Below are 26,007 nucleotides of genomic sequence, written 5' to 3'. Positions count from 1 at the left end.
GAAAGTTGTTCAGCCCTTGACAGCTGATTGGGTGAGGCTGGCGATGATCCACCGCTGGGCCACCAGGAAGACGATGAGGGCCGGTGCGATGGCGATGGTGGTTGCTGCCATCACCTGGGCCACGTTGCCGGCACCGTACGGGCCGAGCATGAGGACCAGCCCCAGCGGCAGGGTGGCGGTGTCCGTGCTGTTAAGGAAGATCGACGGGGCAAAATAGGCGTTCCAGCTGCCCAGGAACGTAATTACACCCAGGGTGCTCACGGCGTTCTTGGCCAGCGGCAGCGCGATCAGCCGGTAGGTCTGCCAGGCGGTCGCACCGTCCATCCGGGCGGCGTCGATGATTTCCTGCGGCAGCCCCAGGAAGAACTGCCGCAGCAGGAACACGCCCAGGGCTCCGGTGATGCCGGGCAGGATCAGGCTGAGGGGGTTGTCCAGCAGGCCGAAGGCCCGCATCAGCAGGAACAACGGAATGATGGTCACCTGGGCCGGCACCATCAGCGAGGACAACAGGCCCACAAAGATTGAGTTTCGGCCGGGGAATTCCAGCTTCGCGAACGCGTAGCCGGCCATCGGTGCTGTGATGATCATGCCGATGCTGACGGCGATGGCGATCACCGCGCTGTTGAACATGTTCTTGAGGATCGGCACGGGTCCGCTGACCGCGTCGGCGTAGTTGGACCAGTCCAACTCCGTGGGCAGCCACTGCGGCGGCAGGTCGTACGCCTGGCTGGCGTCCCGGAGCGAGGTGGTGAACATCCACAGGAACGGGGCGATCATTCCGATGGCGCCCAGGACCAGCAGCCCGACGGAAATGTACTTCCCGACCGTGGGGCCGGGCCGCCGTCGTGGTACGTCTTTTTCTTTACCTGGTGTTCCGGCACCTGGCCGGGACGGAAGGACTGTGGTGTTACTCATTGTTCACCCATGACTTCCTAAGGCGGAACTGCACCATGGTCACCAGCATGATGATGAGGAACAGTGTGACCGCGATGGCTGAGGCGTAGCCCATATCGAACTTGTTGAAGGCCACTTCGGCGATGTACATCACCACGCTGCGGCTGGCGTCGCCCGGGCCGCCCCTGGTGAGGACGATGATCGATTCGTAGATCTGGAACGCGCCGATGATGGTGATGGTGATGTTGAAGAACGTTGCCTGGCTGATCATCGGAAGGGTGATGCGGCGGAAGACCTGCCATTCGTTGGCTCCGTCCATGCGGGCGGCTTCAACCATGTCCTTCGGGACTTCCTGCAAAGCGGCCACGAAGATCAGCATGGCGAACCCCACGTTCCGCCAGGTGTCGACGATGATCACCGAGACCTTGGAGAATTCCGAGCTGTTGAGCCAGTCGATCCGTTCCCCGCCCAAGGCAGTGATGTAGTAATTCAGGATGCCCGTGTCCTTCTGGAAGAGTGCCTGCCAGATGATGGAGACGTACACCAGGGCCACCAGGTACGGGAAGAAGTACGCGGAGCGGAACACATAGGTCAAGGCCCTGGGGAGCCGCTGGTTGATCAGCACAGCAAACAAGAGCGCAAAGCCGTTGATGAGGACGACCGCCGCCCCGACGTACAGGACGGTGTTGCCGTAGGTGGTGGCGAGCCGTTCGTCCCGGAACATGCGGGCGTAGTTGTCGAACCCCACGAACTTGGGGGCTGTCAGGATGTTGTACTTGGTCAGGCTCAAGTAGATCGCGGCGACCAGCGGGCCGAGGACGAAAACCAGGAAGCCGATGATGGTGGGAGCGGTGAAGAGGTACCCGGTGAGGGCTTCCCGCCGACGGGTGGCGGTGAGCCGCCCGGGGCGGCCCCCGCGCCCCGACGGGGGCGCGGGCGGCAGCTGGGTTTTGGGGGCTGTCAGGGTCACTGCTGCAACGCCTCCTCAACATCCTTTTGGGCCTTTTCCAGGGAGGAACCGATGTCTTGGCCGGACATGATCTCGTCCATGGCCCGCATGAACGCCGGATCCAGCACGTTGTAGGCGCCGGGGGCCGCTACCGGCTTGGCGTAGGACAGGGAGTTGTAGAACTCTTCGGCGTGTTCGGGGGAGGAGAGGAACTCCGGTGATGAAGCGGCAGTCTTGGTGGACGGAACGGCGGAGCCGGCGTCGGCCCATTTCTTCTGGGTCTGCTGGTCGGTGAGCATCTTGATGAACTCCCAGGACAGTTCCTGGTTCTTGGACGCCTTGGAGATGGCGAACGCTCCGGCGCCGAAAACGGTGGACTTGGTGGTTCCCTTCGGCCAAGGGAGGATGTCGTAATCGGAGAAGCCGGCCTTGGCGAATCCGCCGGTGACGAAGTGCCCGGCCCCGGTCATCGCTGCCTTGCCGGCGGGGAACAGCTGGTACGGGTCGGAGCCCTTAGGCTGCGGAGCCACACCATGCTTTGTTGCCAGGTCCCGCACCCATTCCACGGTCTCCTGGACCTTCGGATCGGTCAACTGGGCTGTTTTGAGGTCCTCACTCATCATGGAAGTGCCGTTGGAGTAGAGCCACGGGGTGATGCCGAAGGAGTAGTACGGCATGGCGAACCCGTAAACTTTGTCAGCGCCGGAACCGGTGGTCAGTTTCTTGGAGATCTCCAGGAAGTCGTCCCATGTCCAGTCATCGCTAGGCCGTTCGATGCCGGCGGCCTCGAACATCTTGGTGTTGTAATAGATCACCATGGTGTTGAAGGTGTTGGGCATCAGGTACGTGGAGCCGTCCTTGCCGAATCCCGCGAGCAGCTTGGGATCGATGTCCTCGCGCAGGGCCTTGGCTTCGGGGTCGTTCTCAAGGAAGCCGTCCAAGGGCAAAAACAGCTCGTTGGCCAGGCCCAGCTCCACGCCTTCGGTGGCGATGTTGATGACGTCGGGAGCCTGACCCGCCGCGGCCTGCGTCACCAGCTTGTTGACGTATTCGGTCCAGGTGGTGATGGGGGTGAAGTTGTTGTTCACCGTCACGTTCGGGTACTTCTCCTTGAAGCGGTCGGCGACACCGTCGTACACGGCTTTGTCTCCCGGATCGCCCCAGTTCGAGATGGAGATGGTGGCGGTGATGTCCTTGGCGGGGGCCGCATACGGCCCGTCCGCTGCGGGCCCGGCGGACTCCGTGGCGCTCCCGCAGGCGGTGAGCGCCAGGAGGGCCGCGGCTGCCGCCGTGGCGATGGAGGTGCGGACTGTTTTTCTCATGTGATGCTCCTTTGCATGCGGCGCCTGGAGGGGGCCTGATGGGATGCGATGGGGTTGTGTGTAGCTGTTTGTGGGGCTCTTATTCGGTGGAGCGGCGGAATTCGATTTCAGATTCGAGCCGGAGGATCTCCGTGGGAACATTGGGGTTTTCGATACGCCGCAGGAGCATACCCACGGCGCTCTCACCCAGCCGGAACGCCGGTTGCCGGACGGTGGTGATCTGGGGTTCGAACAGGTCCGAGTAGGTGAACCCGTCAAACGTGGCAAACGCCATGGTGCCCGGCACCTGCAGGCCTTCATGCTGTATGGCCCCCAGAGCGCCGGCGGCTAGCAGCGTGCTGCAAGCCAGGATCGCCGTGGGACGATCCTTGGATGTGGTGAGAAGTGTCCGGACACGGTCGAACGTCGATGCCGCAGTTACCGTGCCTTCACACAGCAGGCTGGCCGGCACCTCCAAGCCCCGATCCAACATGGCGGCGTGGAAACCGTCGTAGCGCTCACGGAGTGATGAAACCCGCAAATCCCCGGAGATCAGCAGGATCCGCTGGTGGCCGCGGGTGGCGAGATGTTCAACCAGTGCTGCCATGGCGGACTGGTTATTGACCCCCACCTGGTCCACGTCCAGGTCCGCGAGCCGGTCCAACAGGACCAGCGGCTTCTTGTCCTCACGGATTCTCGCCAGCAGTCCGTCGCTGGAACCGGCCGCCCGTGCAATGATCAGGCCATCCACGCGGCGGTCCAGGAGTGCCTCGACGGCCGCGCGCTCCCTGGCAGTATCTTCCGCCGAGTTGGCCAGCAGCAGGGACAGGCCGTTTTGGGCCGCGGCTTCTTCCACGCCGTGCACCATGTCCGCGAACGCCGGCTCCCCGGCATCCGAAACAACAAGGCCAATGGAGTCAGTCCTGGCGCGGCGCATGGAACGGGCCAGCACGTCCCGTCGGTAACCGGTAGTCCGCACAGCACTCATGACGCGCTCCCTGGTCTCCGGCTCGACATGCCTCGTGTCGTTGAGGACGTGCGACACAGTGGAGGTCGAAACGCCGGCAAGGGATGCGACATCGACGATGGTTGCCACTGTGACTCCTTCTAGCGAAACGATTGCGCGAACGTTTCGATAGTAGAGAGAAACGTTTCGATGTGCAACAGGTCACAGAAGAAATGTTGGTTTTTTCCGGCTTTCCTGGCCGTGGGCCGTGGGCCGTGGGCCGTGTGGCAGGGGGAAGGCCTGGGGTGCTGAGGTCTTAGGTGGCCGGCCGCGGGGCGGTGGAGGCCCGGTATTCGATTGTGGGGGCCAGGCGGACTACCGAGGGTTTGCCTGATTTGTCGGCGATCCTCTTGCTTAGCAGTTCGGCCGCTGTGGCGCCTACCTGGAATGCAGGCTGACGGACGGTGGTGAGCTGGGGCTCGAACAGGTCGGCGTAGGCAAAGCCGTCGAAGGTGGCGAAGGCAATGTCCTCCGGCATCCGGAGCCCGCGCTGCTGGATGCGCCGCAGTGCGGCTGCAGCTAAGACGGTGCTGCAGGCGATCACGGCGGTAGGAGGCTCGGCTGCGGACAGCGCTGCCTCGATGCCGGCGTCAGTTTCTGCAGGTTCGAAAGCTATGACTGTTAGCTGGTCCGATGGCGCGATGCCGGCCGCGGCCATGGCTTCGGCGAAGGCATCGTGCCGTTCCTGCAGGGTGGCAACCCTGGTGTCCCCGGCGATCAGCAAAATCCGTTCGTGGCCCTGCGCCACCAGGTGTTCCACAAGCTCCATAGTGGGCTCGCGGTTTTCAACTCCCACCTGGTCGTACGGGTCAGCGGAAAGCCTGTCCATCAGCACCAGGGGCGTATTGGAATTGGCGAATTCGGAGAGGGCCTCAGGACCGGAGCCCGCCGCACGTGCCAGGATGAGGCCGTCGACCCTGCGTCCAAGGAGGGCTTCGACTGCGCGCGCCTCACGTTTCGGGTCTTCAGCGGAATTGGCCAGTAGCAGGGTGATGCCCTGGCTGGCAGCGGTCTCTTCCACGCCGCGGATCATCTCGGCGAAGGCCGGCTCCCCACCGTCGGAGACAATGAGACCGATGCTGTCCGTCCTTGAGCGCCGCATGGCGCGGGCCAGTGCGTCCTGCCGGTATGAGGTTTCCTCGATGGCCTTCAGTACCCGCTGCCGTGTCTCATCACTTACATGCCTGGTTCCGTTCAGGACGTAGGAAACAGTGGAGATTGAAACGCCGGCAAGCTGTGCCACTTTTACCATCGTCGTCATCGTTGCCGCCCTCGGTGAATCGTTTACGCGAACGTTTCGCGTAGCCTCCGCCAGTTTACAGACGGGCAGGCAACCGAAGGCGAAGGGCCCCGTTCTTCCTGCCGGGAGTCCGGAAGACGGCGTTCGGGAAACGCAGTCAGGAAGAACGGGACCCAAGGGTTAGTGGTCGCTATGTTTTCGGATCCCCCGCTGCAGTTTCCGCGTCACCACATGGCCTTGTTCAACGGAGTGACACTGAGACTCTCCACCCGGGCGGTTCCCCCTTCCGAGAACAGTGAGATGGACTGGGCACCGGCGGCGGGAAAGACCTGGTCCGTCAGAGTCGCCAGCCCGTCTTGGGCAAAGACTTCCACGGATGCCCGGTCCACGTAGATCCGTAGGCGGAGCCTGCCGTTGGCAAGCTGCACGGGAGCATCGTCCACCGAGGCGAAGGCCGGATGGAAGCCCTCGTTGCCTGAGTTGGTTCTGTCGATGAAGGCACGACGGGTTGACGGCATATATCCGATCCGCGTTGCTTCCGTGCCGTTGCCCAGGACTTTCAGGCCGAAGGAGGATGCCGTGCCGGGGGAGAACTCGGCATCGATCTGCACCACATCCCCGGAGATGGGAAGGTTGACCGTGCCGGGCTGGATGTCCTGCGCCGGCGCGGTGTAGGTGGCGGCGGTGTTTTTCAGGGTGTCCGTTTGCGTCACTGCCTTCTGGCGGAGCCGCGGTCCCTTCGGCATCTGGGTGAGCACAACTTCCCGCGGCAGCGCCATCGTTCCCCGCCAGGTTGTAGTGGGAGTGGCCTGGCCGTAGTCCCAGTTGTTCATCCAGCCGAGCATCACGCGCTTGCCGTCGGGGGTGTTGTTGAAGGACACGGTGGCGTAGTAGTCCTTGCCCGAGTCCAGCCAGTCATGCTCCTCCATGCGTGGCAGTGCTTCCGTGTCCGAGAGGACGAACTCGTCGGCCAGGAGGTGTCCCCATCCATTGCGGTTGTTGTCCACCAGTTTGATGGTGGCCTGGCTGCCCCGGAATTCCTTGACGTCCCAGGCGGTCCAGTCCAGATGTTCACTGTCCGTTCCCGTGGCCGTCCGCACGGTTTGGCCGTTGACGATCAGGTTTACGGTTGTTTCAGTGCTGCGGGGTTTCGCAGGGACCGAGCCCAGGACCATGTTGTCCAGGGTCAGGGTGTCCCCAGGGGCCGGTGGCGTTGTCCACTATCCGGATCCGGGCAATTTGGCCGAAGTACTGCGACACGTCCCAGTTTTTCCAGTTGAGGTCGCCGGAGTTGGAGCCGGCCGGTGGAAACGTATGGCAACGGCGTGCGCCACGTCGTCGTTCTTGATCCGGACGGAAACAGTCTGTCGCTTGCCGAGGCTCCCACGACCTAAGCGACTCGCAACCCCGCCCCAGGTCAGTGACGTTAGGCTGAGAAGATGCGTTATCAGATCCGGCAGGCCAGTGCTGAGGATGCTGATGCCGTCGTCCGTATGCACACCTTGGCCCACGAGGAGTGCTACGCGCACGTGTTGCCCCCGGAGTTTTTCAAGGCCCGCCGTGCAAGCATTCCCGAAAGGGTCCAAAGACGCCGGCCCTATCTGGACAGCACAGACCCCCGGATCATCGCCTTGGATGGGAACAACGAAATTGTTGGATTGGCCGACGCCGGTCCGGGGCGCGATGAGGACCGGCCGAAAACACTGGAGCTCTATTCCATCTACTCACTCAGGAGCACCTACGGCACAGGGCTCGGGACGGCACTGTTGAAGGCCGCCATAGGAGACTCAGCAGCCTACCTCTGGGTGCTCGAGGACAATCCCCGGGCGAGGGCTTTCTATCGTAAGAGCGGTTTCCGCCCTGACGGCGCACGCAAGCTGCTTCCACCTGACTGGCACGAATTGCCCGAGATTCGAATGGTACGTCCCGCCATGCTCCCTACACCTGGGGGCTAACCGGCTGCCTGTGCTGCCACCAAGAGCTCCGTAGGCCGAACATTCTTAGAACTCACAGCACCCTGCGACCATGGACGAGTGATACTCGACCGAACGTTCACGTGGTGCGGCCGACAGTTTGCACCGGTGGCCCTCATGGCAGACCTCCAACGCTGGTTATGCACAGATCGAGTCACCAGACAGCGGGGCTAATCCACGGATAGCGAACTCCCGCTCTGTGCCGCTCTGCTGCAAAGGGCGCGTGATTTCCGAGATAATTCCTTTTCTGTGCGTCTCAATTCGGCTGGATGTCGCAGTAGGGCGAGACTAAATCGGGGCTATGGGAGACAATGGGACGGCGGCCGCCACGCGCCACAGTGAGAGCAGTCACATTGGCCGGACGTCTGTTCAGCCGGTGTGGACTGTAAGTCTCAATGAGGAGGAACGATGGGTAACGAAGCCGAAACTCCGGACGCAGCGGCGTCCGTGGATTTTAAGCAAGTCCAGTCGACCAAGCGGTTCCAGGAACTTCGCAAACGTCACCGCAGCTTTGTCTTTCCCATGGCCATTGCCTTCCTGCTCTGGTATTTTGCCTACGTCTTGCTGGCTGACTATGCCGCCGGATTCATGTCCATTAAGGTCTGGGGAAACATCAACATCGGGCTCATCATGGGCCTTCTTCAATTTGTTTCCACCTTCGCCATTACGGGCTGGTATGTCAGCTACTCCAACCGGAAACTGGACCCCATCGCCGCCGAAATCCGCCACGAAATCGAAGGCCACGAGTTCGACCAATCCGGCAACCGCGTGGACGGCGCGGCGAAATAAGAGGGACCCGGTTCCTGTGAGAAGCCGTGTCCTGCGGCTTGAGAGGCGGAATCCCGGCTTTTCAGAGGGTCTGTCCTTTCGCCTTGGAGCCCTTCCATAGATGATGGGCGCGGTGGCTGCTTTCGGCATGCAGAACCAGGACGGGGCAGTCCGCGTGGGCAACGCACGCAGAGCTCACGGAGCCGAGGTGCATGCCAAGGAATCCCCCGTGGCCCCGTCGTCCAACCACCAGCAGTGAAGCGCCGGCAGCCGCTTCCACGAGCTTCGCCGCAGCCGGTCCGCGGACCAGTTGCGAGTTCAGCCTTTCCGGAGTCTCCTCACCGAACGCCTTTTCCAAGGCGTCCGCAAGAGTCTTCGATGCAGCCGCTTCAAACCGGGCGAAATCCGGTGGAACGTATCCGGCGTAAATCTCCGGAAAATCCCAACAGGCAATAGCGATAATGGTGGCGTTCAGGGCGGGCGCCAACTGCGCCCCCAGACGGAGCGCTTGGATGGACGAGTCCGAACCGTCCACGCCGACAAGAACCTTGGCTTCCGAATCCATGATCATTCTCCTTCGAAGGTGAATCCCGTGGTTGTTCCTCTAGTTTGCAACTCCCCTTAGCGGTAGCTGTGGGCCGAGCATATGCGCACCCGCAGGCGAACGGAACTGCCTACGGAAGTTTCTCGGGACTGTCCCGGAATCTGATGCTATTTAGGTCCAACCACCGAAGTAGCCGCATGGGCTAAAGCAGTGTCCACGGGTCCGTCCATACCGTGTAACCGCTCGCCTTATCGACAAATTCGCGGGAGCAAGAGCCTTGAGCTGCTATCCAGAGACCGGATGAGTCGGGCATGACATCTTCGACCATGCCCCGTCGGTGAAGGTCATTGTCGAGATGAACGTCCACCACCCTTCCTACCAGGGATTCCCATTCATCCGTGCGGCGCATCCCTGGGATTGCAACGTGTCTGTTAATCATTCTGTGTACGTCCTAAGTAGGGCGAGGTTCAATTCCTGCTGGCGTTGTGCGTGGGTGAGGAGTCCGTCCGTGCCCGGGCGGCTGGCTTCAGCTACGAGTTTTTGAGCGTTGAGTGGGGCTATTTTTTCAGTGATTGGGCGATCTGGGCCATGACGGTGTTGTCTGCCAGGGTGGTGGCGTCGCCCACTTCGCGGCCCTCGGCCACGTCCTTGAGGAGGCGGCGTATGATTTTGCCGGAACGGGTTTTGGGGAGTTCCGGGACCACGAGGATGGTTTTGGGTTTGGCGATGGGGCCGATTTCCTTTCCCACGTGGTTGCGGAGTTCCTGGACGATGGCGTCGCCGGAGTCCACGGCGTTCCCGCGCAGGATGACAAACGCGACGACGGCCTGGCCGGTGGTCTCGTCCGCGGCGCCCACCACGGCGGCCTCGGCCACGGCGGGGTGGGATACGAGTGCGGATTCGATTTCGGTGGTGGAGAGCCGGTGGCCGGATATGTTCATGACGTCGTCCACGCGGCCCAGGAGCCAGATGTCCCCGTCCTCGTCCTTCTTGGCCCCGTCCCCGGCGAAGTACATGGTTTCGAAGCGGGACCAGTAGGTGTCTTTGAACCGTTCGGGGTCGCCCCAGATGCCGCGGAGCATGGCGGGCCACGGTTCGCGGATCACCAGGAACCCGCCGTGGCCGTTGGGCACGGATTCGCCCTGTTCATCCACGACGTCCACGGCGATGCCTGGCAGGGGGACCTGCGCGGAGCCTGGTTTGGTGGCGGTGACTCCCGGGAGCGGGGCGATCATCTGCGCGCCCGTTTCGGTCTGCCACCAGGTGTCGACAATGGGGGCGGGGTGGTCCTTCTTCTCGCCGTTCTTGCCGGCATTGGCGCCGATGACGTCCCGGTACCACATCCAGGCCTCGGGGTTGATGGATTCGCCCACCGAACCCAGCACCCGGATCGAGGAGAGATCGTACTTGTCCGGGATGTCCCGGCCCCACTTCATGAACGTGCGGATGGCCGTGGGCGCGGTGTAGAGGATGGAGACCTTGTACTTTTCAACGATCTCCCACCAGCGGCCCTGGTGCGGGGCGTCGGGGGTACCTTCGTACATGACCTGGGTGGCGCCGTTGATGAGCGGGGCGTAGGCGACGTAGGAATGGCCGGTGACCCATCCGACGTCGGCCGTGCACCAGTAGACGTCTGTCTCAGGGTGCAGGTCGAAGACTGCCTTGTGGGTGTACGCGGTCTGTGTGAGGTAGCCGCCGGTGGTGTGCAGGATGCCCTTGGGCTTGCCCGTGGTTCCGGAGGTGTAGAGGATGAACAGCGGGTGCTCGGAGTCATGGCCCACGGCTGTGTGACCGGTGGAGGCGGCCTCGACGGTGTCGGCCCACCAGTGGTCCCGGCCTTCGTGCCAGTCCACGTCCTGGCCGTTGCGCTTGACCACCACAACGTTTTGCACGCTGTGGCCGTCCCGGGACAATGCTTCATCCACGGCGGGCTTGAGGGCGCTGGGCTTGCCGCGCCGGTAGGTGCCGTCGGCTGTGACCACCAGTTTGGCCTCGGCATCTTCAATCCGCGACCGGAGGGCGTCCGCGGAGAAACCGCCGAACACCACGGAATGGACGGCACCGATCCGGGCGCACGCCAGGAGCGTGATGACTGCCTCCGGGATCATGGGCAGGTAGACGGCTACCCTGTCACCCTTGGAAACGCCGAGGGATTCAAAGGCGTTAGCGGCCTTCTTCACCTCGTCGGTGAGCTGCGCGTACGTGTACGTGCGGGTGTCTCCCGGTTCGCCCTCGAAGTAGATCGCGACGCGGTCCCCAAGGCCGTTCTCGACGTGGCGGTCAAGTGCGTTGTAGGCAGCGTTGACCTCGCCTCCGACGAACCACTTGGCGAACGGCGGGTTGGACCAATCCAGGGGCTGGGTGAAGTCTTTGTTCCAGGTCAGCAGTTCGCGGGCCTGCCGGGCCCAGAAGGCGGGGCGGTCGGCGTCGGCCTCCGTGTAGTCGGCTGCGGTGGCAACGGCGTCGGCGGCGAATTCCGCCGACGGCGCGAACTGGCGGTTCTCACGGAGCAGGTTTTCAAAGGCGTCGCCCTGCTGTGCCTGGTCGGATGATGTCGGGGCGTTGGACATTGGTAAACCTCTTTGCTTTCTCTGCTATGTGCTGCGTTGGAAATGTGCTCTTTATCCACAAAAGAAGGGTGGTCCGGATCCGGCGGACCCGCCCCACACAAATCCATGCGGGGGCGTGGGCGATGAAGCTGAGTTTCCGCACGCCGGGCCGCGGCCCGTCTCTCGGGGTGCCTGTTGCGAAGGCGTCGCCGACCGGCGGACGGAAGTTTCAGCCGGCCAGGATTTCCGGTTCGCTGGATCCGTCGAGGAAGCGGGCGTAGGCGGGAACCGTCAGGAAGGCGGGGAAGGCAGGGTCGAGGGTGACTTCTTCGAAGATGTCCCGTGCGTCGGCGAAGCGGTCCCCTTCGAAGCGTTCGAGTTTGGCGAATTCCTCATCGAGCATGTCCTCGACCCAGCGGCGGGTGATGATCTCGCCGCGGTCGGTGATGGCGCGGGCGTAGATCCATTGCCACAGCTGGGAGCGGGAGATTTCCGCGGTGGCGGCGTCCTCCATGAGGTTGTGGATGGCGACCGCACCGTTGCCGCGGAGCCAGGATTCGATGTAGCGGATGCCCACTTCGATGTTGTTCCGGATGCCCGTTTCGGTGATGGTCCCTTCGGTGGCGGCCACGTTGATCAGGGCGCGATCATCGGGGGTGACGTCTTTCGCGGCTGCGGTCCAGCTGGTTGGGACGCTCGCCCAGGATGTCGTCCAAGACCTCGCGGCAGACCGGAACCAGGTCCGGGTGGGCCACCCAGGAACCGTCGAAGCCGTCATTGGCCTCGCGGGTCTTGTCCGCACGGACTTTCTCGAAGGCGTTGGTGTTGGCTGCTTCGTCCTTGCGGTTGGGGACGGCGGCGGCCATTCCGCCGATGGCCATGGCGCCGCGTTTGTGGCAGGCACGGACCAGTTGTTCGGTGTAGGCGCGCATGAACGGCTGGGTCATGGTGACCTGGGCGCGGTCCGGCAGGACGAACCGGGGGCCGCGGGTGCGGAAGTTCTTGATGAGGGAGAAGATGTAGTCCCATCGGCCGGCGTTCAGGCCTGAGGCGTGGTCTCGGAGTTCGTAGAGGATCTCCTCCATTTCGAAGGCCGCGGTGATGGTTTCGATCAGCACGGTGGCGCGGATGGTGCCCTGCGGGATGCCGAGCAGGTCCTGGGCCAGGATGAAGATGTCATTCCACAGGCGGGCTTCGAGGTGGTTCTCGATCTTGGGCAGGTAGAAGTACGGGCCCTTGCCCTGGGCGATCAGGCGGCGGGCGTTGTGGAAGAAGAACAGGCCGAAGTCCACGATGCCACCGGCGACCGGGGTGCCGTCGATGAGCATGTGCTTTTCGGGCAGGTGCCAGCCACGGGGACGGACCACGATGGTGGGCAGTTCCGCGGTGGGGCGGAGCTTGTATTCCTTGCCTTCGGGGCTGGTGAAGTCGATCCGGCGTTCCAGTGCGTCGGTGAGGTTCAGCTGGCCCTTGATGACGTTCCGCCAGGTGGGGGTGGAGGAGTCTTCCATGTCCGCGAGCCACACCTTGGCGCCGGAGTTCAGGGCGTTGATGGTCATCTTCTGATCCACCGGTCCGGTGATTTCCACGCGGCGGTCTTCCAGGCCCGGAGCCGGGGGAGCGACCCGCCACTCCGGATCGTTGCGGATGTCAGCGGTCTCGGGGAGGAAACGCGGGTCCTTGCCCTGACGGATCTCGGTGCGCCGGTCACGGCGGGCCTGCATCAGCTCGTGAAGGCGGGGCGCCGTTGCATTGTGCAGCCGGCCCACGAACTCGAGGGCATCCGGAGTGAGGACCTCGCCCTGCCGCTGGATGGGCTGGGCAGTCAAAGTAATGCCGTTGATAGTGACGTTGTCAGTAAAGCTGTTCATCGGACTTCTCCTCGTGCATGGCCCATCTGGGTAGCAGTAAGTGTCGTTTTGAGCCTCCAAAACGACACTTACTGCTACTTACTTGGGGAAATTAGTGGAACTGATCTGCTTCGGTGGAACCGTTCAGGGCCAGCGTGGATGCGTTCGGGTTGAGCGCAGTGGCGATGTCGTCGAAGTAGCCGGTGCCGACTTCGCGCTGGTGCTTTGTCGCGGTGTAGCCGCGGGACTCGGAGGCGAATTCCTTGTCCTGGAGTTCGACGTACGCGCTCATGCCTTCACGGGCGTAGCCGTGGGCGAGATCGAACATCGAGTAGTTCAGGGCGTGGAAGCCGGCCAGGGTGATGAACTGGAAGGTGAAGCCCATGGCGCCGAGTTCACGCTGGAACTTGGCGATGGTGGCATCGTCCAGGTGCTTGCGCCAGTTGAACGACGGTGAGCAGTTGTAGGAGAGCATCTGGTCTGGGAAGTCGGCTTTGACGGCCTCGGCGAACTTGCGGGCAAGCTCGAGGTCCGGGGTGCCGGTCTCCATCCAGATGAGGTCCGAGTACGGTGCGTAGGCCTTGGCGCGGGCGATGCAGGGTTCGATGCCGTTGCGGACCTTGTAGAAGCCCTCGGCAGTCCTCTCACCGGTGATGAATTCCTGGTCGCGCTCGTCCACGTCGGAGGTGATCAGGGTGGCCGCTTCGGCGTCGGTGCGGGCGATGACCACGGACGGGGTGCCGGCAACGTCGGCGGCAAGGCGGGCGGCGTTCAGGGTGCGGACGTGCTGCTGGCTGGGGATCAGGACCTTGCCGCCGAGGTGGCCGCACTTCTTCTCCGAGGCGAGCTGGTCTTCCCAGTGCACGCCTGACGCGCCGGCCTGGATCATGGATTTCATGAGCTCGTAGGCGTTCAGCGGCCCGCCGAAGCCGGCCTCGGCGTCGGCAACGATCGGCACCATCCAGTCCTCAACCGTCTGGATGCCTTCGGAGAACTCGATCTGGTCAGCCCGGAGCAGGGCGTTGTTGATGCGCCGGACCACCGTGGGAACCGAGTTGGCCGGGTAGAGCGACTGGTCCGGGTAGGTGTGGCCGGAGTTGTTGGCGTCCGCTGCCACCTGCCAGCCGGAAAGGTAGATGGCACGCAGGCCGGCCTTGACCTGCTGCACGGCCTGGTTCCCGGTCAGGGCGCCCAGCGCGTTGGTGTAGCCGCCGGTCTTGTGCTCTTCGGTGAGCTGCTTCCACAGCTTCTCGGAGCCGCGGCGGGCCAGGGTGTGCTCTTCGGAGACGCGGCCGCGGAGGCGGACCACATCCGTTGCCTTGTAGTCCCGGGTCACACCTTCCCAGCGCGGGTTGGCGGCCCACTCCTGCTCCAGGGCGGTTGCCTGTTCTTCGGGCGTCGGCTGGGTGGGCTCAAATGCTGCAGTCATCTTTGTCTCCTTGGTTGTGCCCGGAGGCCGGCCCGTCCTGCGTTTGCTGCAGGTCGGGCCGGACCGGTGCGGTGTTGCACGGCCTCGCAGCCGCAGGACGTCATTCGTGGCCCCCGCCAGCGAGACGCCGTGGACGGCGCACCCGCCCACGACCTAACTCCCGTTAGTACTTTGAATTATTCGTTTCTTTGCTGAGCCAATCAATGCCCTGCGGCGGCGGTCTCCGAAGGCGTGTCCGGGACCGCCGCCGCTGGCGTGTGAGATTGATCAGTACTTGATGACGACGCGGCCGTCGATCTTGGCGTGCTTCATTTCGTCAAGGACTGCGTTGACCTCGGAGAGTTCCCGGGTGGACACGGTGGGGTGGATCTTGCCCTCCGCGTAGAACTCAATAGCTTCCTCAAGGTCCTGCCGGGTCCCCACGATGGAGCCGCGGACCGTCAGGCCCTTGAGCACAATCTCGAAGATCGGAGCCGGGAAGTCACCCGGCGGCAGGCCGTTGAAAACGATCGTGCCGCCGCGGCGTGCCATCCCGATCGCCTGGCCGAAAGCTGACGGGTGCACTGCGGTGACCAGGACTCCATGGCAACCTCCGGTTTCGCGCTGGATAACTTCCACGGGATCCTCGTGCAAGGCATTGACGGTCAGTTCGGCGCCGTGTGCCTTCGCCAGGGCAAGCTTGTCGTCGGCGATATCCACGGCGGCCACGCGCAGGCCCATGGCCACGGCGTACTGGACGGCAATGTGCCCCAGGCCGCCGATGCCGGAAATGGTGACCCACTGCCCTGGCCTGGCCTCGGTCATCTTCAGGCCCTTGTAGACGGTCACGCCTGCACAAAGCACCGGGGCGATTTCCACCGGGTCCGAGCCGGCCGGGATACGGGCGGCGAAGCGGGTGTTCACCAGCATGTACTCGCCGAAGGAGCCGTCAACGCTGTACCCGGCGTTCTGCTGCGCTTCGCACAACGTTTCCCAACCGGTCCGGCAGTACTGGCAGTCGCCGCAGGCGGACCAGAGCCAGGCATTGCCCACGAGATCTCCGACAGCAAGGTCCGTGACACCTTCGCCAAGGGCAACCACTTCGCCCACGCCTTCATGGCCGGGGATGAACGGCGGTGACGGCTTGACCGGCCAGTCACCCTCAGCCGCGTGGAGGTCGGTGTGGCAGACGCCGGTGGTGATGACCTTCACCAGGGCCTCCCCACGGCCCGGAGTGGGGACGGGGAGGGTCTGGATCTGGAGATCCTTGCCGAATTCGGTTACTACTGCTGCTTGCATTGTCGTCGTCATTGTCGATATTCCTTGCGTCGTTTGTGCGTGGAGCAAATAGTGCGGGGTATGAAATTTGGGAGACGGGCCGGAAGAAGCCGGCTTGTCTTCCGAGTGGCTGCTGGCCACAAGGTATTGCCTGGCCTCCTGATGGTGGCCCAGATGCGTCGGGCGTGGATAGCCCGCCACTGTTCCGTGCCGCGGGCTTGGGACGTGAGCGGCGCCATGCCGTGGTTTGCCATGCGAAGAAGATTGTCGCCAGCTCCCGCGATGAGCGGGACGATGGCCGTTGCCTCAGCTTAGGCGCGGCAGGGTTGCAGTCAGGTTGCAGCCCTGTGAGTCAGCTCACTTACGCTGGCGTGTTCCAAGTTCGGATTCCAGACGCTCGATGTCAGCGACCACCGCAGCCCTCTTGGGCGAACGCGGCGGCAGTGAAGGCACGCTCGATCCGCGCTCCCCACAGAGCTGACATGCCCGTCGGTCTAGTGCCTGACTACTTCAGGAGTCTGCGCCTTGGTGTTGCCAAAAGCGGCCCGTAAGGTTCACAGTGAAGTAGGTCACATCGAGGTCGGAAGCCCGGCCCCGGGTCCTTGGGTAGCCGCATATTCGCTGTGGAGGTCCACCATGAGCACAACGTCTGACAAAGTCTTCGACGTAACTCCCGAAAGCGACGAACCCAAGCTCAAGCGGGTCCTGGGGCCCAAGCTCCTGCTCCTCTTCATCGTCGGTGACATCCTCGGCGCCGGCGTCTATGCGGTGACGGGGACAATGGCCGGACAAGTCGGTGGCATCGTCTGGCTGCCCTTCCTGCTCGCCTTCGTCGTCGCGACCTTGACCGCCTTCTCCTACCTGGAGCTGGTCACCCAATACCCGCAGGCAGCGGGCGCGGCGCTCTACACGCACAAGGCATTCGGGATCCACTTCGTCACCTTCCTCGTCGCGTTCGCCGTCGTCTGCTCCGGCATCACCAGCGCCTCCACCTCCGCGAATGTACTGGCACAGAACTTCTTCGGCGGCATGGAGATCAACGGCTGGATGGCAGTGCCCGGGCGGGAGGTGATCACCCTGGTGGCGATGGGCTTTATGCTGCTACTCGCAGTCATCAACCTGCGCGGCGTCGGCGAGAGCGTGAAGTTCAACGTGGTGCTCACCCTGGTGGAGATGATCGCGCTGTGCATCGTGATCGGCGTCGGCTTCTTCGTGCTGACGCAGGGGACCGGGAACGCAGGAGAGATCTTCGTCTTCAATGACTACCAGGACAAGGGACTTTTCCTGGCCGTCACCGCGGCCACGTCCATCGCGTTCTTTGCGATGGTGGGCTTCGAGGACTCGGTGAACATGGTCGAGGAGACCAAAGAACCCGAGAAGATCTTCCCGCGCACCATGCTGACCGGCCTCGGCATAGCTGTGCTCCTCTACATGCTGGTGGCTGTTTCCGTGGTCAGCGTGCTTTCACCCACCGAACTTGAGGACATCCGCGAGGCCGAGGGTGCCGCGCTCCTCGAGGTGGTGCACAAGGGGTCGCCGGACTTCCCGATCGACAGGATCTTCCCGTTCTTGGCGGTGTTCGCCGTGGCCAACACCGCGTTGATCAACATGCTGATGGCCAGCCGCCTGATCTACGGCATGGCCCGCCAGGACGTCCTTCCGCGCCCGCTGGGAAAGGTGCTGCCGGTCCGCCGGACGCCATGGGCAGGCATCCTGTTCTCCACCGTCCTCGCGCTGGGACTCATCTGGTACGTCAGCAGCGATCCGGAAAGCAATATCGTCGCCAACCTTTCAGGCACGACGGCGTTCCTGCTGCTTTGCGTGTTCACCGTAGTGAACGTGGCCTGCTTGGTGCTTCGGCGCAAGAGGGACCCTGACCGCAAGGTTTTCTTCACGTCACCGGGGCAGCTGCCGCTGCTGGCCGCCCTGCTGTGCGCCTTCCTCGCCGGCCCGTGGGTGGGCCGGAACCCGATCCAGTACCAGGTGGCTGGCGGGCTGATGGCCATCGGCATTGTGCTTTGGTTCATCACGTGGCTGATCACGAGGAAATCCAACACCGGCCCGGGCGAACCGGTCGGCACCCAGAACATCGGCAAGGACGATCAGGTCCCGCCGCCTCCACGTGGCGGGTGACTCTGGGTCAGCGCGCCTTTGAGTGCTTGAGGGCAATCCCCGCGCGCAGGCCTTTCATGGCAAGGGCAGTTTTCGTCGCGACGGCGCCTGATTGGGTGATGATCAGCACCGTCAACAGCGCCGCAGCGACGTGCGCGTCCAGCATCAATTCAATGTCGTGATGGCCACCCAAGGCCTGCGCCGGCTGCGGCTGTTGCCACACATACGACTCATGTGTGTGCCCGGACGAACCGCCCCACCCGTCTCCGGAGAAACCGGCAAAGGACAGGTGCAGGAGCTGCTGGACGACGCCCGACACCAGAAACAGCACCCACACCGGGACATTCAGGTGGGCGAGCATGGACGCGCCCATGCTCAACAAAGCCGTCAGTGCCAAGAGAACCCAGGGACCCGGAACGGCTTCGCCGGCCACCAGATGCGCGGAGGCACCGAGCGCGACAGCCAGCGGGCCCGCCACCCAGGCCGCATGGACTCGCCGCCGGGCCAAATCCTGTGCTTTCACCGGTCACCTCCCGCCGACGTTGGCTGGCCGCGATCGACATTCCCACCGGGAAGTGAGCTGCCTCTCGCCTAAGTACCTACCCCTTTTCAGGGCCATCAACACAAGGCTTGCCGGCAGGAACAAAAAGCAATCGCAGCCACTGACAATCCTTGATACGAACCCGGGAGTATCCTTCCCGATCACCCCCGGGCGTGGTGCTATGGATTGCGCTGTTTTCCCTGCTCAAGCGGGGTTTTCAGGAGTAGGATTTTGGCATCGGCAGGATGTCTGGGACTCCTTGCCGCGAGGCCGGTCCTCCATCCGAAGGGCTGGCGACCAGCGTGAAAGTGAGACCAAAATGACTACCGCTTCACACCCCGCCCAACACCACATGATGGGGTTGACTCTTCACAACACAGCCTTGGGTATTGGCGCGGTTTTCCTGCTGGTTGGAGTCCTCGGGTTCATCCCGGGAATCACCACCGATTACGGCGCCATGACCTTTGCCGGACCTGAGTCCGGGGCCATGCTGCTTGGTGTCTTCCAAGTGTCAGTGCTGCACAACATCGTCCATTTGCTGTTTGGCGCGGCCGGCATTGCGATGGCCCGGACAGACTCGATGGCCCGCTGGTTCTTGCTTGGCGGCGGCGTGGTGTACCTGCTTCTGTGGATCTACGGCCTGGTCATTGACATGAACACGGGCGCCAACTTTGTCCCGTTCAACTCTGCCGACAACTGGCTGCACCTGGTCCTCGGCGTCGGCATGGTCGGTTTGGGCCTCTGGCTCGGCAGGGATGCCATGGCGAAGAAGATGAACGGAAGCGGCATGTAGCGCTTCCCACCGTTCGTTCAAAACCACGACGACGGCCGTCCCCGGAGCAGGAAATCTCCTCTGGGGACGGTCGACGTCATCATACGACGCTGGCCGAGTATTACCTGGGATCCGGAAGTGACGCAGTGAATGCCGCATCGAACAGTGAACGGCCGGAAGGCGAACCGGTCTCCCTCTGGGTCGCCACCGCCGGGTCCACAGATTTTCCCGTCCTGGACGGCGATATAGATGTCGACGTGGCAGTCATCGGCGGCGGTATCGCCGGGCTGACCGCCGCGTTGGGGCTCAAACGCGCGGGTCACACTGTCGCGGTCATCGAGGCAGCCCGCGTCGGAACCGGCGTCACCGGCCACACCACCGGCAAGGTCACCTCCCTGCACCGGCTCACATACACCGGACTTGCACGCAACCACGGCAATAACAACGCCCGCACGTACGGGCAGGCAAACCAGGACGCGATCGAACACGTCGCGCAGATTGTGGCCCAGGAGGGCATCGACTGCGACTTCCGCCGCGTCGCCAACTACACCTACGCCGAATCCGATGACGCGCTCGAACGTGTCCGCGCAGAAGCCGCCCTTACCGCGCGGCTCGGCCTTCCTGCTGCCTTCACCACCGAGGTGCCGCTGCCCTTCCCGGTAAAGGGTGCTGTCCGGTTCGACGGCCAGGGGCAAATCCATGCTCTCAAGTACGTCCAGGGTCTCGCCCGTGCGGTCAACGGTGAGGGCAGCTTCGTCTTTGAGGGGACGCGGGCGCAGCGAGTCCGCGATGGCTCCCCGGGCGTGGTCGACACCGAGCGCGGCACGGTCCGGGCCCGCGACATCATCGTCGCCACGAATGTGCCATTCGGCGGCCAGGGCCTGTTCTACCTGCGGTCTCATCCGCACCGCTCCTACATCGTCGCCGGCCGGGTGGACACCCCGCCGATGGACGCCACGTTCATCAGCGCAGACGAGCCGATGCGATCCATTCTGACCGTGAGCGGCGGTGGCAGCAGTTACGTGCTGTCCGGCGGCGAAGGTCATCGAATGTCCGAGAGCGGCGATACAGCCGGGCGGTACCGCAGACTCGCCGCCTTCGCCCACGACCGCCTCGGCGTCGGCGAGATCGCTTACCGCTGGTCCACCCAGGACGGCATCCCGCTCGACGGGCTGCCGTACGTCGGACTCATGTCCCCTACCTCCAAGCACGTGTACGTGATCACCGGGCTGCGCAAATGGGGCCTGACCAACGGAACCGCCGCCGCCCTCATTCTCACTGACACCCTCACTGGCAGGGAGAACCGCTGGGCCTCGGTGTTCAACAGCAACCGGCTCACCCCGGTAGCCAGCGCGGGACGGTTCATAAGGGAGAACCTCAAAACCATGTCAGCCGTCCTGGCCGGCAAGCTCAGCGGCCCACCCAGCCCCGCGGCCCTGGCCCCAGGGGAGGGCGCAGTCATCAAGGCCGGAGGAAAGAGCACCGCCGTCTACAAAGACGACGACGGTCAGGTCCACGCCGTCTCCGCCGTCTGCACGCACCTGGGCTGCACGGTCGGTTTCAATTCCGCCGATGTCACTTGGGATTGCCCCTGCCACGGCTCCAGATACGCTACCGACGGCACGGTCATCCAGGGACCCGCCAGCAAAAACCTCCCACCCGCACCGCAGCCCTGACCGCCCGCCGCTGCCCTCCGGTGAAAGGCTGGCTGCTGATCGGCTACGCCAGGGGAGTGACTGTCACCGCGGTCAGCATTTCGCGCTCGAAGCCCACCACGCGCCGCGGTCCGTGCAGGATCACTTCGTGCGTGTGCACATCGTCAATGCTCGACGTCGCCAGGTGCAGCTTGACCAGCCCGGGCGCCACAATGCGCTCCAGCCCCAGTCCGGTGAAGGACGTGCGGTCCGCATGCACGGTGAACACCACAGTGGCGGAGGCACCCGCGGCCAGTTCCACCCGGGCGTAGCCGATGAGTTCGCGGACAGGGCGGACCACTTCACCTGCCGGGTCGGTCAAATACAGCTGCACCACTTCGGCGCCGTCTACGGCGCCGGTGTTGGTGACCGTGCAGCTCAAAGTGACGGCGTCCGACGTCGACATGGTGGGGGCGCTGCACCGGTGGTCCGAGAAGTCGAAGGTTGTGTAGGACCCGCCGTGGCCGAAGCCGAACAGCGGTGTGGGGTCCTGGGCGCTCACCTCGGTCTTGCCCGCCAGCCTGCTGTGCAGGTAGGTGCCGGGCTGCCCGCCGGGGGAGCGGGGGAGGGAGACGGGGAGCTTGCCGGAGAAATTGGACATCCCCAGCAGCAGGTCCCAGAGCGCTTCCGCGCCTTCCTCACCGGGAAAGAATCCCTGGATGATCGCGTGGGCCCGGTCAGCGAACTCACCAAGCGCATACGGGCGTCCACTGAGGATCACAACGATGGCACGGGTACCGGCTTCCGCGGCTGCGGCCAGGACGCGGTCCAGCAACTCGTGCTGATCGCCGGGCAGGCGGAGGTCTGCCGCGTCGTTGCCCTCGCCGGACGTGCCCCGGCCGAACAGGCCCGCGTTGTCGCCCACCACAATCACGCAGGTCTCCACTTCCGCGGCGATGGCGCAGGCCTCGGAGATCTGCCCGTCGGTGCTCGCCTCGCAGGTGCCGGTGACGGCGCTCCGCACGTCCGCGAACCGTTCCGCGGCCACGGCCTCAACGGTGGGGATCCTGACGCCCAGGGGAACTTCCGGATGCGCGGCCCCCACGTGCGCGTCAAAGGAATAGCAGCCCAGCATGGCGAACGGGTCCGAGGACAACGGACCCACTACGCCGAGACGTGAAGCGCCACTCAGCGGAAGCGCGGGCGTGCCGTCGAACTGGCGGTTGGTGAGCAGCACCAGCGACTGCACAGCGAGCTCACGCGCCAATTGACGGTTTTCGGCGGGGTCCAGGTCGATGGCCTCAGCCGAAAGAAAAGGGGGGTCCGGATCGAAACCGGCGTCCAGCAGGCCCGCCTCGAACTTCTGGGTCAGCACCCTGCGCAAAGCGCGGTCAATAAGATCTTCCGAAAGTCTCCCGTCCCTGATCCGGTGGAGCAGGGGTTTGCCGAAGCAGTTCACGGTGGGAAGTTCGACGTCGACTCCTGCCTCGAGTGCCAGTGCGGCGGCGTGGCCGCCGTCCTCCGCCACCCCGTGCATCAGCTGCAGGAAGGAGACGCCGAAGTAGTCGGCCACCACGGTGCCCTCGAAACCCCAATCTTCCCTGAGCAGGGTGGTGAGGAGGGCGCGGTTGGCGGCCGCCGGCACGCCGTCGACGTCGGTATAGGCGTGCATGACCGAACGTGCCCCGCCGTGCTTGATGGCCATCTCGAACGGCGGAAGCATCACGTCCGCGAGCTCCCGCGGACCCATGGAGACAGGGGCGTGGTTGCGGCCCGCGCGGGAAGCGGAGTACCCCACAAAGTGCTTGAGGGTTGCCACGACTCCGGCTTCCTCGAGCCCCTGCACATAGGCCGTGGCCACCGTGCCCACGAGGTAGGGGTCCTCGCCGATGGTCTCTTCGACCCGGCCCCAGCGGAGGTCCCGGACCACGTCCAGCACGGGGGCCAGGCCCTGGTGCACTCCCAGACCGCGCATGCTGGCGCCGATCCGCCCCGCCATTTCCCGGACCAGCGGAGGGTTGAACGTGGCGCCCCAGGCCAGCGGAACGGGGAAGGCGGTGGCTTTCCAGGCGGCCAGGCCTGCCAGGCACTCCTCGTGGACCTGCGCGGGAATGCCGAACCGGGACGCGGCCATGATCTCCCGCTGGGCCGCTGCCAGGGCGCCTGCCCCTGCCGCGGGTTCTAGGGGAGTGGTCCCGTACATGCGGGTGATCTGCCCCAGGCCGTCTGCAATGACTTCGCTCCAGGAGCGGTTATCACCGGCCAGTTGGCTTTGCAGCGGCGCCACTGAATCGCCCTCAATGGAGGCGTTCACCCAGACGCCTACCAGCTGGGCGAGCTTTTCTTCAAGGGTCATTTCCCTGACAAGCCGTTCGACGGCGTCGTACCCGGCGGGGCGCTGGACTGCTTGGGTTTCGGCTGCTCCGCTGCTCACGGGCGTCTCCTTGGGTTGTAAACCATTTCCTAGAAACTATCAGAAAATTCCGTTTAGTTTCTAGACCAAGAATCCTTGACTTGCAGTACATATGCTTCCTACGGTTGAAGAAGTGGGGCGAGTGCGCCTCTGGATTCGTTCGTAAAATTCAACTATTTGATGGAAAGTTTCGGAGCAATCCGGACGCGGGCCGATGTTCGACTGCAAAGACGGAGAGAGCAAAATGCGGAGCTATAAAGTGGCCATTGTTGGTACCGGCGGGATAGCAGCCGTCCACGCGTCCAATGTGGAACGGACCGGCGGCAGGGCAGAGCTGGTGGCGGCCTGCGACGTGGACGCAGCTCGCCTGGAGGCTTTCAGCGACGAACACAGCATCCCGGGAAGGTTCCATAGCCTCACCGAACTGCTGGCGCAGACCAAGCCGGACATCGTGCATCTGTGCACGCCGCCCATGATGCACATCGACCAGGCAATCCAGTGCCTGGAAGCCGGCGTCCATGTCCTGTCCGAGAAACCGCCGGCCCTGAGCCTGGCTGATTTCGACAGGCTGAACTCGGCCGAGATCGCAGGCGGGGCGCAGTTCTCTTGCGTCTTCCAACACCGGTTTGGCGACGCGGCGGCAGCCGCCAAGAACCTGATTGGCGAAGCGGACTTCGGCCGGCCGCTCGTGGCGCGCTGCGACACGCTCTGGTACCGGCCGGACAGCTACTGGGACCTGCCCTGGCGCGGATCATGGAACGCCGAGGGTGGCGGACCCACCATGGGCCACGGTATCCACCAGTTCGACCTGCTGCTCCACCTCCTGGGCCCGTGGCAGGAGGTCACGGCCATCGCCACCCGGCAGGCCCGCAAAACCTCCACCGAGGACCTGTCCGCAGCCTTGGTGCGCTTTGAGAACGGGGCCGTGGCCACGGTGCTGAACTCCCTGCTGTCGCCCCGGGAGACCTCGGACATCCGCATCGACACCGAGTTCGCCACCATCGAACTGTCCCACCTCTACGGCTACTCCATACAGGACTGGACCATCACCGGGGCGCCTGGCCACGAGGATCCGGTCCGTGACGCCTGGGAAAGCCAGCCGCTGGAGCAGGGGAGTGGCCACTCGGCCCAGTTCCTGGCGATGTATGACGCGCTCGACGCCGGTTTGCCGCTTCCGGCGGGACGCGATTCTGCGCGCCAGACACTGGAGCTCGCTGCCGCCATTTACGCTTCCGCGTTCACCGGCAGGGCGGTGCAGCGTGGCGAGATCGTGCCCGGGCATGCCTTTTACGGCGGCATGGACGGCGACGGCCTGGGCACTCGGGTTCTGGAGTCAACGTCCCTCGCGTCCACCTCGCCCGCCTGAACACATTCCTCAGATCCTTACTGACTTTTGGAGATCCTTGTGACCACCACCGCTACAAGCACCACCGCAGCTACAGATACCCGCCTGGGCTATGCCGACGACGGCACCTCCCTGACCTTCACTGCCGGGGGACAGGAGCTGGCCCGCTACACCTATCTCCCCGAGGACGACCAGTACGAAAGCCCGCGCCCGTACTTCCACCCGCTCAGGACCCTCGGCGGCGACGAGGTCACTATCTCCCGGCCGTGGGACCACGTGTGGCACAAGGGACTTTCCTGGGCACTGCCGAACGTGGGGAAGGACAACTTCTGGGGCGGCGCCACGTACACGCGGGAAACGGAATACGCCAACCTGGACAACAACGGCGCCATGAACCATGAGGTCTTCTCCGAAATCAGCGAAACGGGCGCAGGCATCACCGCAGCCGAGTCCCTCATCTGGACCCCGCAGGAGGGCCAGCCCGTCATCGCCGAAAAGCGCCGCTTCAACATCCGGCTGCTGGATGTTCCCAGTGTGCCAGTCGGTTCTCCCAGCGGGGCGTGGATGCTGCTGTTCGAAACGGAAATGACCAACATCTCGCCGGACGTGATTGAGATCGGCAGCCCCACCACCGAGGGCCGGAACAACGCCGGCTACGGCGGGCTGTTCTGGCGCGGGCCGCGGTCCTTCACTGGCGGCGAGTTCCGCTCGGTGGAGGGTACAGGTACGGACGAGTTCATGGGCACCCGCTCGCCGTGGATCGCCTTCACCGGCCAGCATGATGTCACCTGCCGGTTCTCTTCCATCATGTTTGTGGAGGACAGCGCCAACCCCGGCGCCCCGAACCAGTGGTTCGCCCGCTCGTCCATCTTCGCCTGCCTGGGCTCCGCGCCGTTCTTCAGCAAAGCAGTACCACTGAAGGAAGGCCAGCCGCTGGCCTACCGCTACGCCGTCGTGGTTTCAGACGGGAAAGTGGACGGGGCCCTGGCCGCGAAACTGGCTGAAGCAGCGAAGGCAGCGCTGGAGAGCTGGACGTAATGGCCGTGGCAGCCAGCACCTTCCCGGGCGCTACCGCCATTTCGGCGGTCAGCATCTACGACTGGCCGGCCAGGGACGGCGCAGCGGGCGGCACCCCGCACCTGCACACAGCGTCCACGGAGGCGTACATCGTGCTGGAGGGGACGGGCCGCCTGGAAACCCTGGACTCGAGGGGGTTCGCGTCCACTGACCTAAGAGGATGCCGACGGCGGCGATCCGGTTGCGGAGGAAGCCGCCCGCCGTCGTCGTGACCTGGCGCTGGAGGGGTACTTTCAGCTCAAGGAGGACGTCCTCCGGTCCGGGGTTGCGGCGTTGGCAGAGTTCCATACGGCGGCAGCGAAGCTGGTCGGCGGGAACACCGCCACTTGGGCGGGTTTCCTGGAACACGGGGC

At 64.0% G+C, this 26,007-nt stretch carries 20 protein-coding genes and 1 pseudogene; 8 read left to right on the top strand and 13 right to left on the bottom strand.

The window, feature by feature from the left end; all coding sequences use genetic code 11:
- Positions 1-9 precede the first annotated feature (9 nt).
- The 6 genes from QFZ30_RS15765 to QFZ30_RS15740 all read right to left on the bottom strand — a co-directional run bounded on the left by QFZ30_RS15765 (position 10) and on the right by QFZ30_RS15740 (position 6,565).
- The gene (locus QFZ30_RS15765) at positions 10-915 is read right to left on the bottom strand and encodes a carbohydrate ABC transporter permease (protein WP_307077779.1); all 906 of its coding nucleotides are present in this window, start codon (positions 913-915) and stop codon (positions 10-12) included.
- On the bottom strand, positions 908-1,864 hold the full coding sequence (locus QFZ30_RS15760; protein ID WP_307077777.1) for a carbohydrate ABC transporter permease: 957 nt from the start codon (positions 1,862-1,864) through the stop codon (positions 908-910). Before QFZ30_RS15760 ends, QFZ30_RS15765 begins: the two co-directional genes overlap by 8 nt.
- Positions 1,861-3,165 (bottom strand): ABC transporter substrate-binding protein, encoded by a 1,305-nt coding sequence (locus QFZ30_RS15755; protein ID WP_307077776.1) that lies wholly within the window; start codon positions 3,163-3,165, stop codon positions 1,861-1,863. Before QFZ30_RS15755 ends, QFZ30_RS15760 begins: the two co-directional genes overlap by 4 nt.
- Before the next feature lie 79 nt (positions 3,166-3,244).
- Positions 3,245-4,240, bottom strand: a complete 996-nt coding sequence (locus QFZ30_RS15750; RefSeq protein WP_307077773.1) for a LacI family DNA-binding transcriptional regulator — start codon at positions 4,238-4,240, stop codon at positions 3,245-3,247.
- Between the two features lie 166 nt (positions 4,241-4,406).
- A complete protein-coding gene (locus QFZ30_RS15745; RefSeq protein ID WP_307077771.1) occupies positions 4,407-5,411 on the bottom strand; it encodes a LacI family DNA-binding transcriptional regulator in 1,005 nt (334 codons plus the stop codon).
- Between the two features lie 203 nt (positions 5,412-5,614).
- Positions 5,615-6,565 (bottom strand): glycoside hydrolase family 32 protein, encoded by a 951-nt coding sequence (locus QFZ30_RS15740; RefSeq protein ID WP_307077769.1) that lies wholly within the window; start codon positions 6,563-6,565, stop codon positions 5,615-5,617.
- A gap of 264 nt (positions 6,566-6,829) precedes the next feature.
- Between QFZ30_RS15740 and QFZ30_RS15735 the strand changes: the two genes are divergently transcribed.
- Both QFZ30_RS15735 and QFZ30_RS15730 read left to right on the top strand, forming a co-directional pair.
- On the top strand, positions 6,830-7,345 hold the full coding sequence (locus QFZ30_RS15735; RefSeq protein ID WP_307077766.1) for a GNAT family N-acetyltransferase: 516 nt from the start codon (positions 6,830-6,832) through the stop codon (positions 7,343-7,345).
- 426 nt (positions 7,346-7,771) lie between these two features.
- Positions 7,772-8,152 (top strand): DUF485 domain-containing protein, encoded by a 381-nt coding sequence (locus QFZ30_RS15730; protein ID WP_307077765.1) that lies wholly within the window; start codon positions 7,772-7,774, stop codon positions 8,150-8,152.
- Positions 8,153-8,213: 61 nt separating this feature from the next.
- On the opposite strand, the gene QFZ30_RS15725 is transcribed toward QFZ30_RS15730, so the two are convergent.
- The 5 genes and pseudogenes from QFZ30_RS15725 to adhP all read right to left on the bottom strand — a co-directional run bounded on the left by QFZ30_RS15725 (position 8,214) and on the right by adhP (position 15,793).
- The gene (locus QFZ30_RS15725) at positions 8,214-8,696 is read right to left on the bottom strand and encodes a universal stress protein (protein ID WP_307077763.1); all 483 of its coding nucleotides are present in this window, start codon (positions 8,694-8,696) and stop codon (positions 8,214-8,216) included.
- A 536-nt stretch (positions 8,697-9,232) separates the two neighbouring features.
- The gene (acs, locus tag QFZ30_RS15720; RefSeq protein ID WP_307077761.1) at positions 9,233-11,245 is read right to left on the bottom strand and encodes an acetate--CoA ligase; all 2,013 of its coding nucleotides are present in this window, start codon (positions 11,243-11,245) and stop codon (positions 9,233-9,235) included.
- 208 nt (positions 11,246-11,453) lie between these two features.
- Positions 11,454-13,095: pseudogene (aceB, locus tag QFZ30_RS15715) on the bottom strand (malate synthase A).
- A 91-nt stretch (positions 13,096-13,186) separates the two neighbouring features.
- Complete coding sequence (gene aceA, locus QFZ30_RS15710) at positions 13,187-14,503, bottom strand: isocitrate lyase (RefSeq protein ID WP_307077760.1); 1,317 nt, start codon at positions 14,501-14,503, stop codon at positions 13,187-13,189.
- Positions 14,504-14,770: 267 nt separating this feature from the next.
- The gene (gene adhP / locus QFZ30_RS15705) at positions 14,771-15,793 is read right to left on the bottom strand and encodes an alcohol dehydrogenase AdhP (RefSeq protein ID WP_307073653.1); all 1,023 of its coding nucleotides are present in this window, start codon (positions 15,791-15,793) and stop codon (positions 14,771-14,773) included.
- Between the two features lie 603 nt (positions 15,794-16,396).
- On the opposite strand from adhP, the gene QFZ30_RS15700 reads away from it, so the two are divergent.
- On the top strand, positions 16,397-17,893 hold the full coding sequence (locus QFZ30_RS15700; RefSeq protein ID WP_307077758.1) for an APC family permease: 1,497 nt from the start codon (positions 16,397-16,399) through the stop codon (positions 17,891-17,893).
- Positions 17,894-17,900: 7 nt separating this feature from the next.
- On the opposite strand, the gene QFZ30_RS15695 is transcribed toward QFZ30_RS15700, so the two are convergent.
- Entirely contained in the window at positions 17,901-18,395 is a 495-nt protein-coding gene (locus tag QFZ30_RS15695) for a hypothetical protein (protein ID WP_307077756.1), read from the bottom strand.
- A 337-nt stretch (positions 18,396-18,732) separates the two neighbouring features.
- On the opposite strand from QFZ30_RS15695, the gene QFZ30_RS15690 reads away from it, so the two are divergent.
- Together QFZ30_RS15690 and QFZ30_RS15685 are read left to right on the top strand one after the other, a co-directional pair.
- Positions 18,733-19,206: a DUF4383 domain-containing protein gene (locus QFZ30_RS15690; protein ID WP_307077754.1), complete on the top strand. Its 474-nt coding sequence runs from the start codon at positions 18,733-18,735 to the stop codon at positions 19,204-19,206.
- A gap of 125 nt (positions 19,207-19,331) precedes the next feature.
- Complete coding sequence (locus QFZ30_RS15685; RefSeq protein WP_307077753.1) at positions 19,332-20,861, top strand: FAD-dependent oxidoreductase; 1,530 nt, start codon at positions 19,332-19,334, stop codon at positions 20,859-20,861.
- Between the two features lie 43 nt (positions 20,862-20,904).
- Here QFZ30_RS15685 and QFZ30_RS15680 read toward each other — a convergent pair whose 3' ends face one another.
- Complete coding sequence (locus tag QFZ30_RS15680) at positions 20,905-23,253, bottom strand: beta-glucosidase (RefSeq protein ID WP_307077751.1); 2,349 nt, start codon at positions 23,251-23,253, stop codon at positions 20,905-20,907.
- A 223-nt stretch (positions 23,254-23,476) separates the two neighbouring features.
- On the opposite strand from QFZ30_RS15680, the gene QFZ30_RS15675 reads away from it, so the two are divergent.
- From QFZ30_RS15675 to QFZ30_RS15665, 3 genes are read left to right on the top strand one after another with little or no spacing between them, the layout of a single operon-like run.
- Positions 23,477-24,598, top strand: a complete 1,122-nt coding sequence (locus QFZ30_RS15675; protein ID WP_307077749.1) for a Gfo/Idh/MocA family protein — start codon at positions 23,477-23,479, stop codon at positions 24,596-24,598.
- 39 nt (positions 24,599-24,637) lie between these two features.
- Positions 24,638-25,615 carry a DUF6807 domain-containing protein gene (locus QFZ30_RS15670; RefSeq protein ID WP_307077746.1) on the top strand — a complete coding sequence of 326 codons (978 nt, stop codon included), beginning with the start codon at positions 24,638-24,640 and terminating at the stop codon, positions 25,613-25,615.
- Between the two features lie 5 nt (positions 25,616-25,620).
- Positions 25,621-25,866, top strand: coding sequence for a hypothetical protein (locus QFZ30_RS15665; RefSeq protein WP_307077745.1), 246 nt, complete (start codon positions 25,621-25,623; stop codon positions 25,864-25,866).
- The last annotated feature ends 141 nt before the right edge of the window (positions 25,867-26,007 follow it).

This window comes from Arthrobacter pascens (genome assembly GCF_030815585.1).
GTDB lineage: Bacteria > Actinomycetota > Actinomycetes > Actinomycetales > Micrococcaceae > Arthrobacter > Arthrobacter pascens_A.
This window is presented reverse-complemented; position numbering and strand designations above follow the sequence as displayed.

What these genes read in the sequence shown, in the direction of transcription:
- QFZ30_RS15730 (WP_307077765.1), top strand. Translation starts at nt 7,772, where the DNA reads ATGGGTAACGAAGCCGAAACTCCGGACGCAGCGGCGTCCGTGGATTTT.
- QFZ30_RS15745 (WP_307077771.1), bottom strand. Translation starts at nt 5,411, where the DNA reads ATGACGACGATGGTAAAAGTGGCACAGCTTGCCGGCGTTTCAATCTCC.
- QFZ30_RS15690 (WP_307077754.1), top strand. Translation starts at nt 18,733, where the DNA reads ATGACTACCGCTTCACACCCCGCCCAACACCACATGATGGGGTTGACT.
- acs (WP_307077761.1), bottom strand. Translation starts at nt 11,245, where the DNA reads ATGTCCAACGCCCCGACATCATCCGACCAGGCACAGCAGGGCGACGCC.
- aceA (WP_307077760.1), bottom strand. Translation starts at nt 14,503, where the DNA reads ATGACTGCAGCATTTGAGCCCACCCAGCCGACGCCCGAAGAACAGGCA.
- adhP (WP_307073653.1), bottom strand. Translation starts at nt 15,793, where the DNA reads ATGACGACGACAATGCAAGCAGCAGTAGTAACCGAATTCGGCAAGGAT.
- QFZ30_RS15740 (WP_307077769.1), bottom strand. Translation starts at nt 6,565, where the DNA reads ATGGTCCTGGGCTCGGTCCCTGCGAAACCCCGCAGCACTGAAACAACC.
- QFZ30_RS15675 (WP_307077749.1), top strand. Translation starts at nt 23,477, where the DNA reads ATGCGGAGCTATAAAGTGGCCATTGTTGGTACCGGCGGGATAGCAGCC.
- QFZ30_RS15735 (WP_307077766.1), top strand. Translation starts at nt 6,830, where the DNA reads ATGCGTTATCAGATCCGGCAGGCCAGTGCTGAGGATGCTGATGCCGTC.
- QFZ30_RS15700 (WP_307077758.1), top strand. Translation starts at nt 16,397, where the DNA reads ATGAGCACAACGTCTGACAAAGTCTTCGACGTAACTCCCGAAAGCGAC.
- QFZ30_RS15755 (WP_307077776.1), bottom strand. Translation starts at nt 3,165, where the DNA reads ATGAGAAAAACAGTCCGCACCTCCATCGCCACGGCGGCAGCCGCGGCC.
- QFZ30_RS15765 (WP_307077779.1), bottom strand. Translation starts at nt 915, where the DNA reads ATGAGTAACACCACAGTCCTTCCGTCCCGGCCAGGTGCCGGAACACCA.
- QFZ30_RS15725 (WP_307077763.1), bottom strand. Translation starts at nt 8,696, where the DNA reads ATGGATTCGGAAGCCAAGGTTCTTGTCGGCGTGGACGGTTCGGACTCG.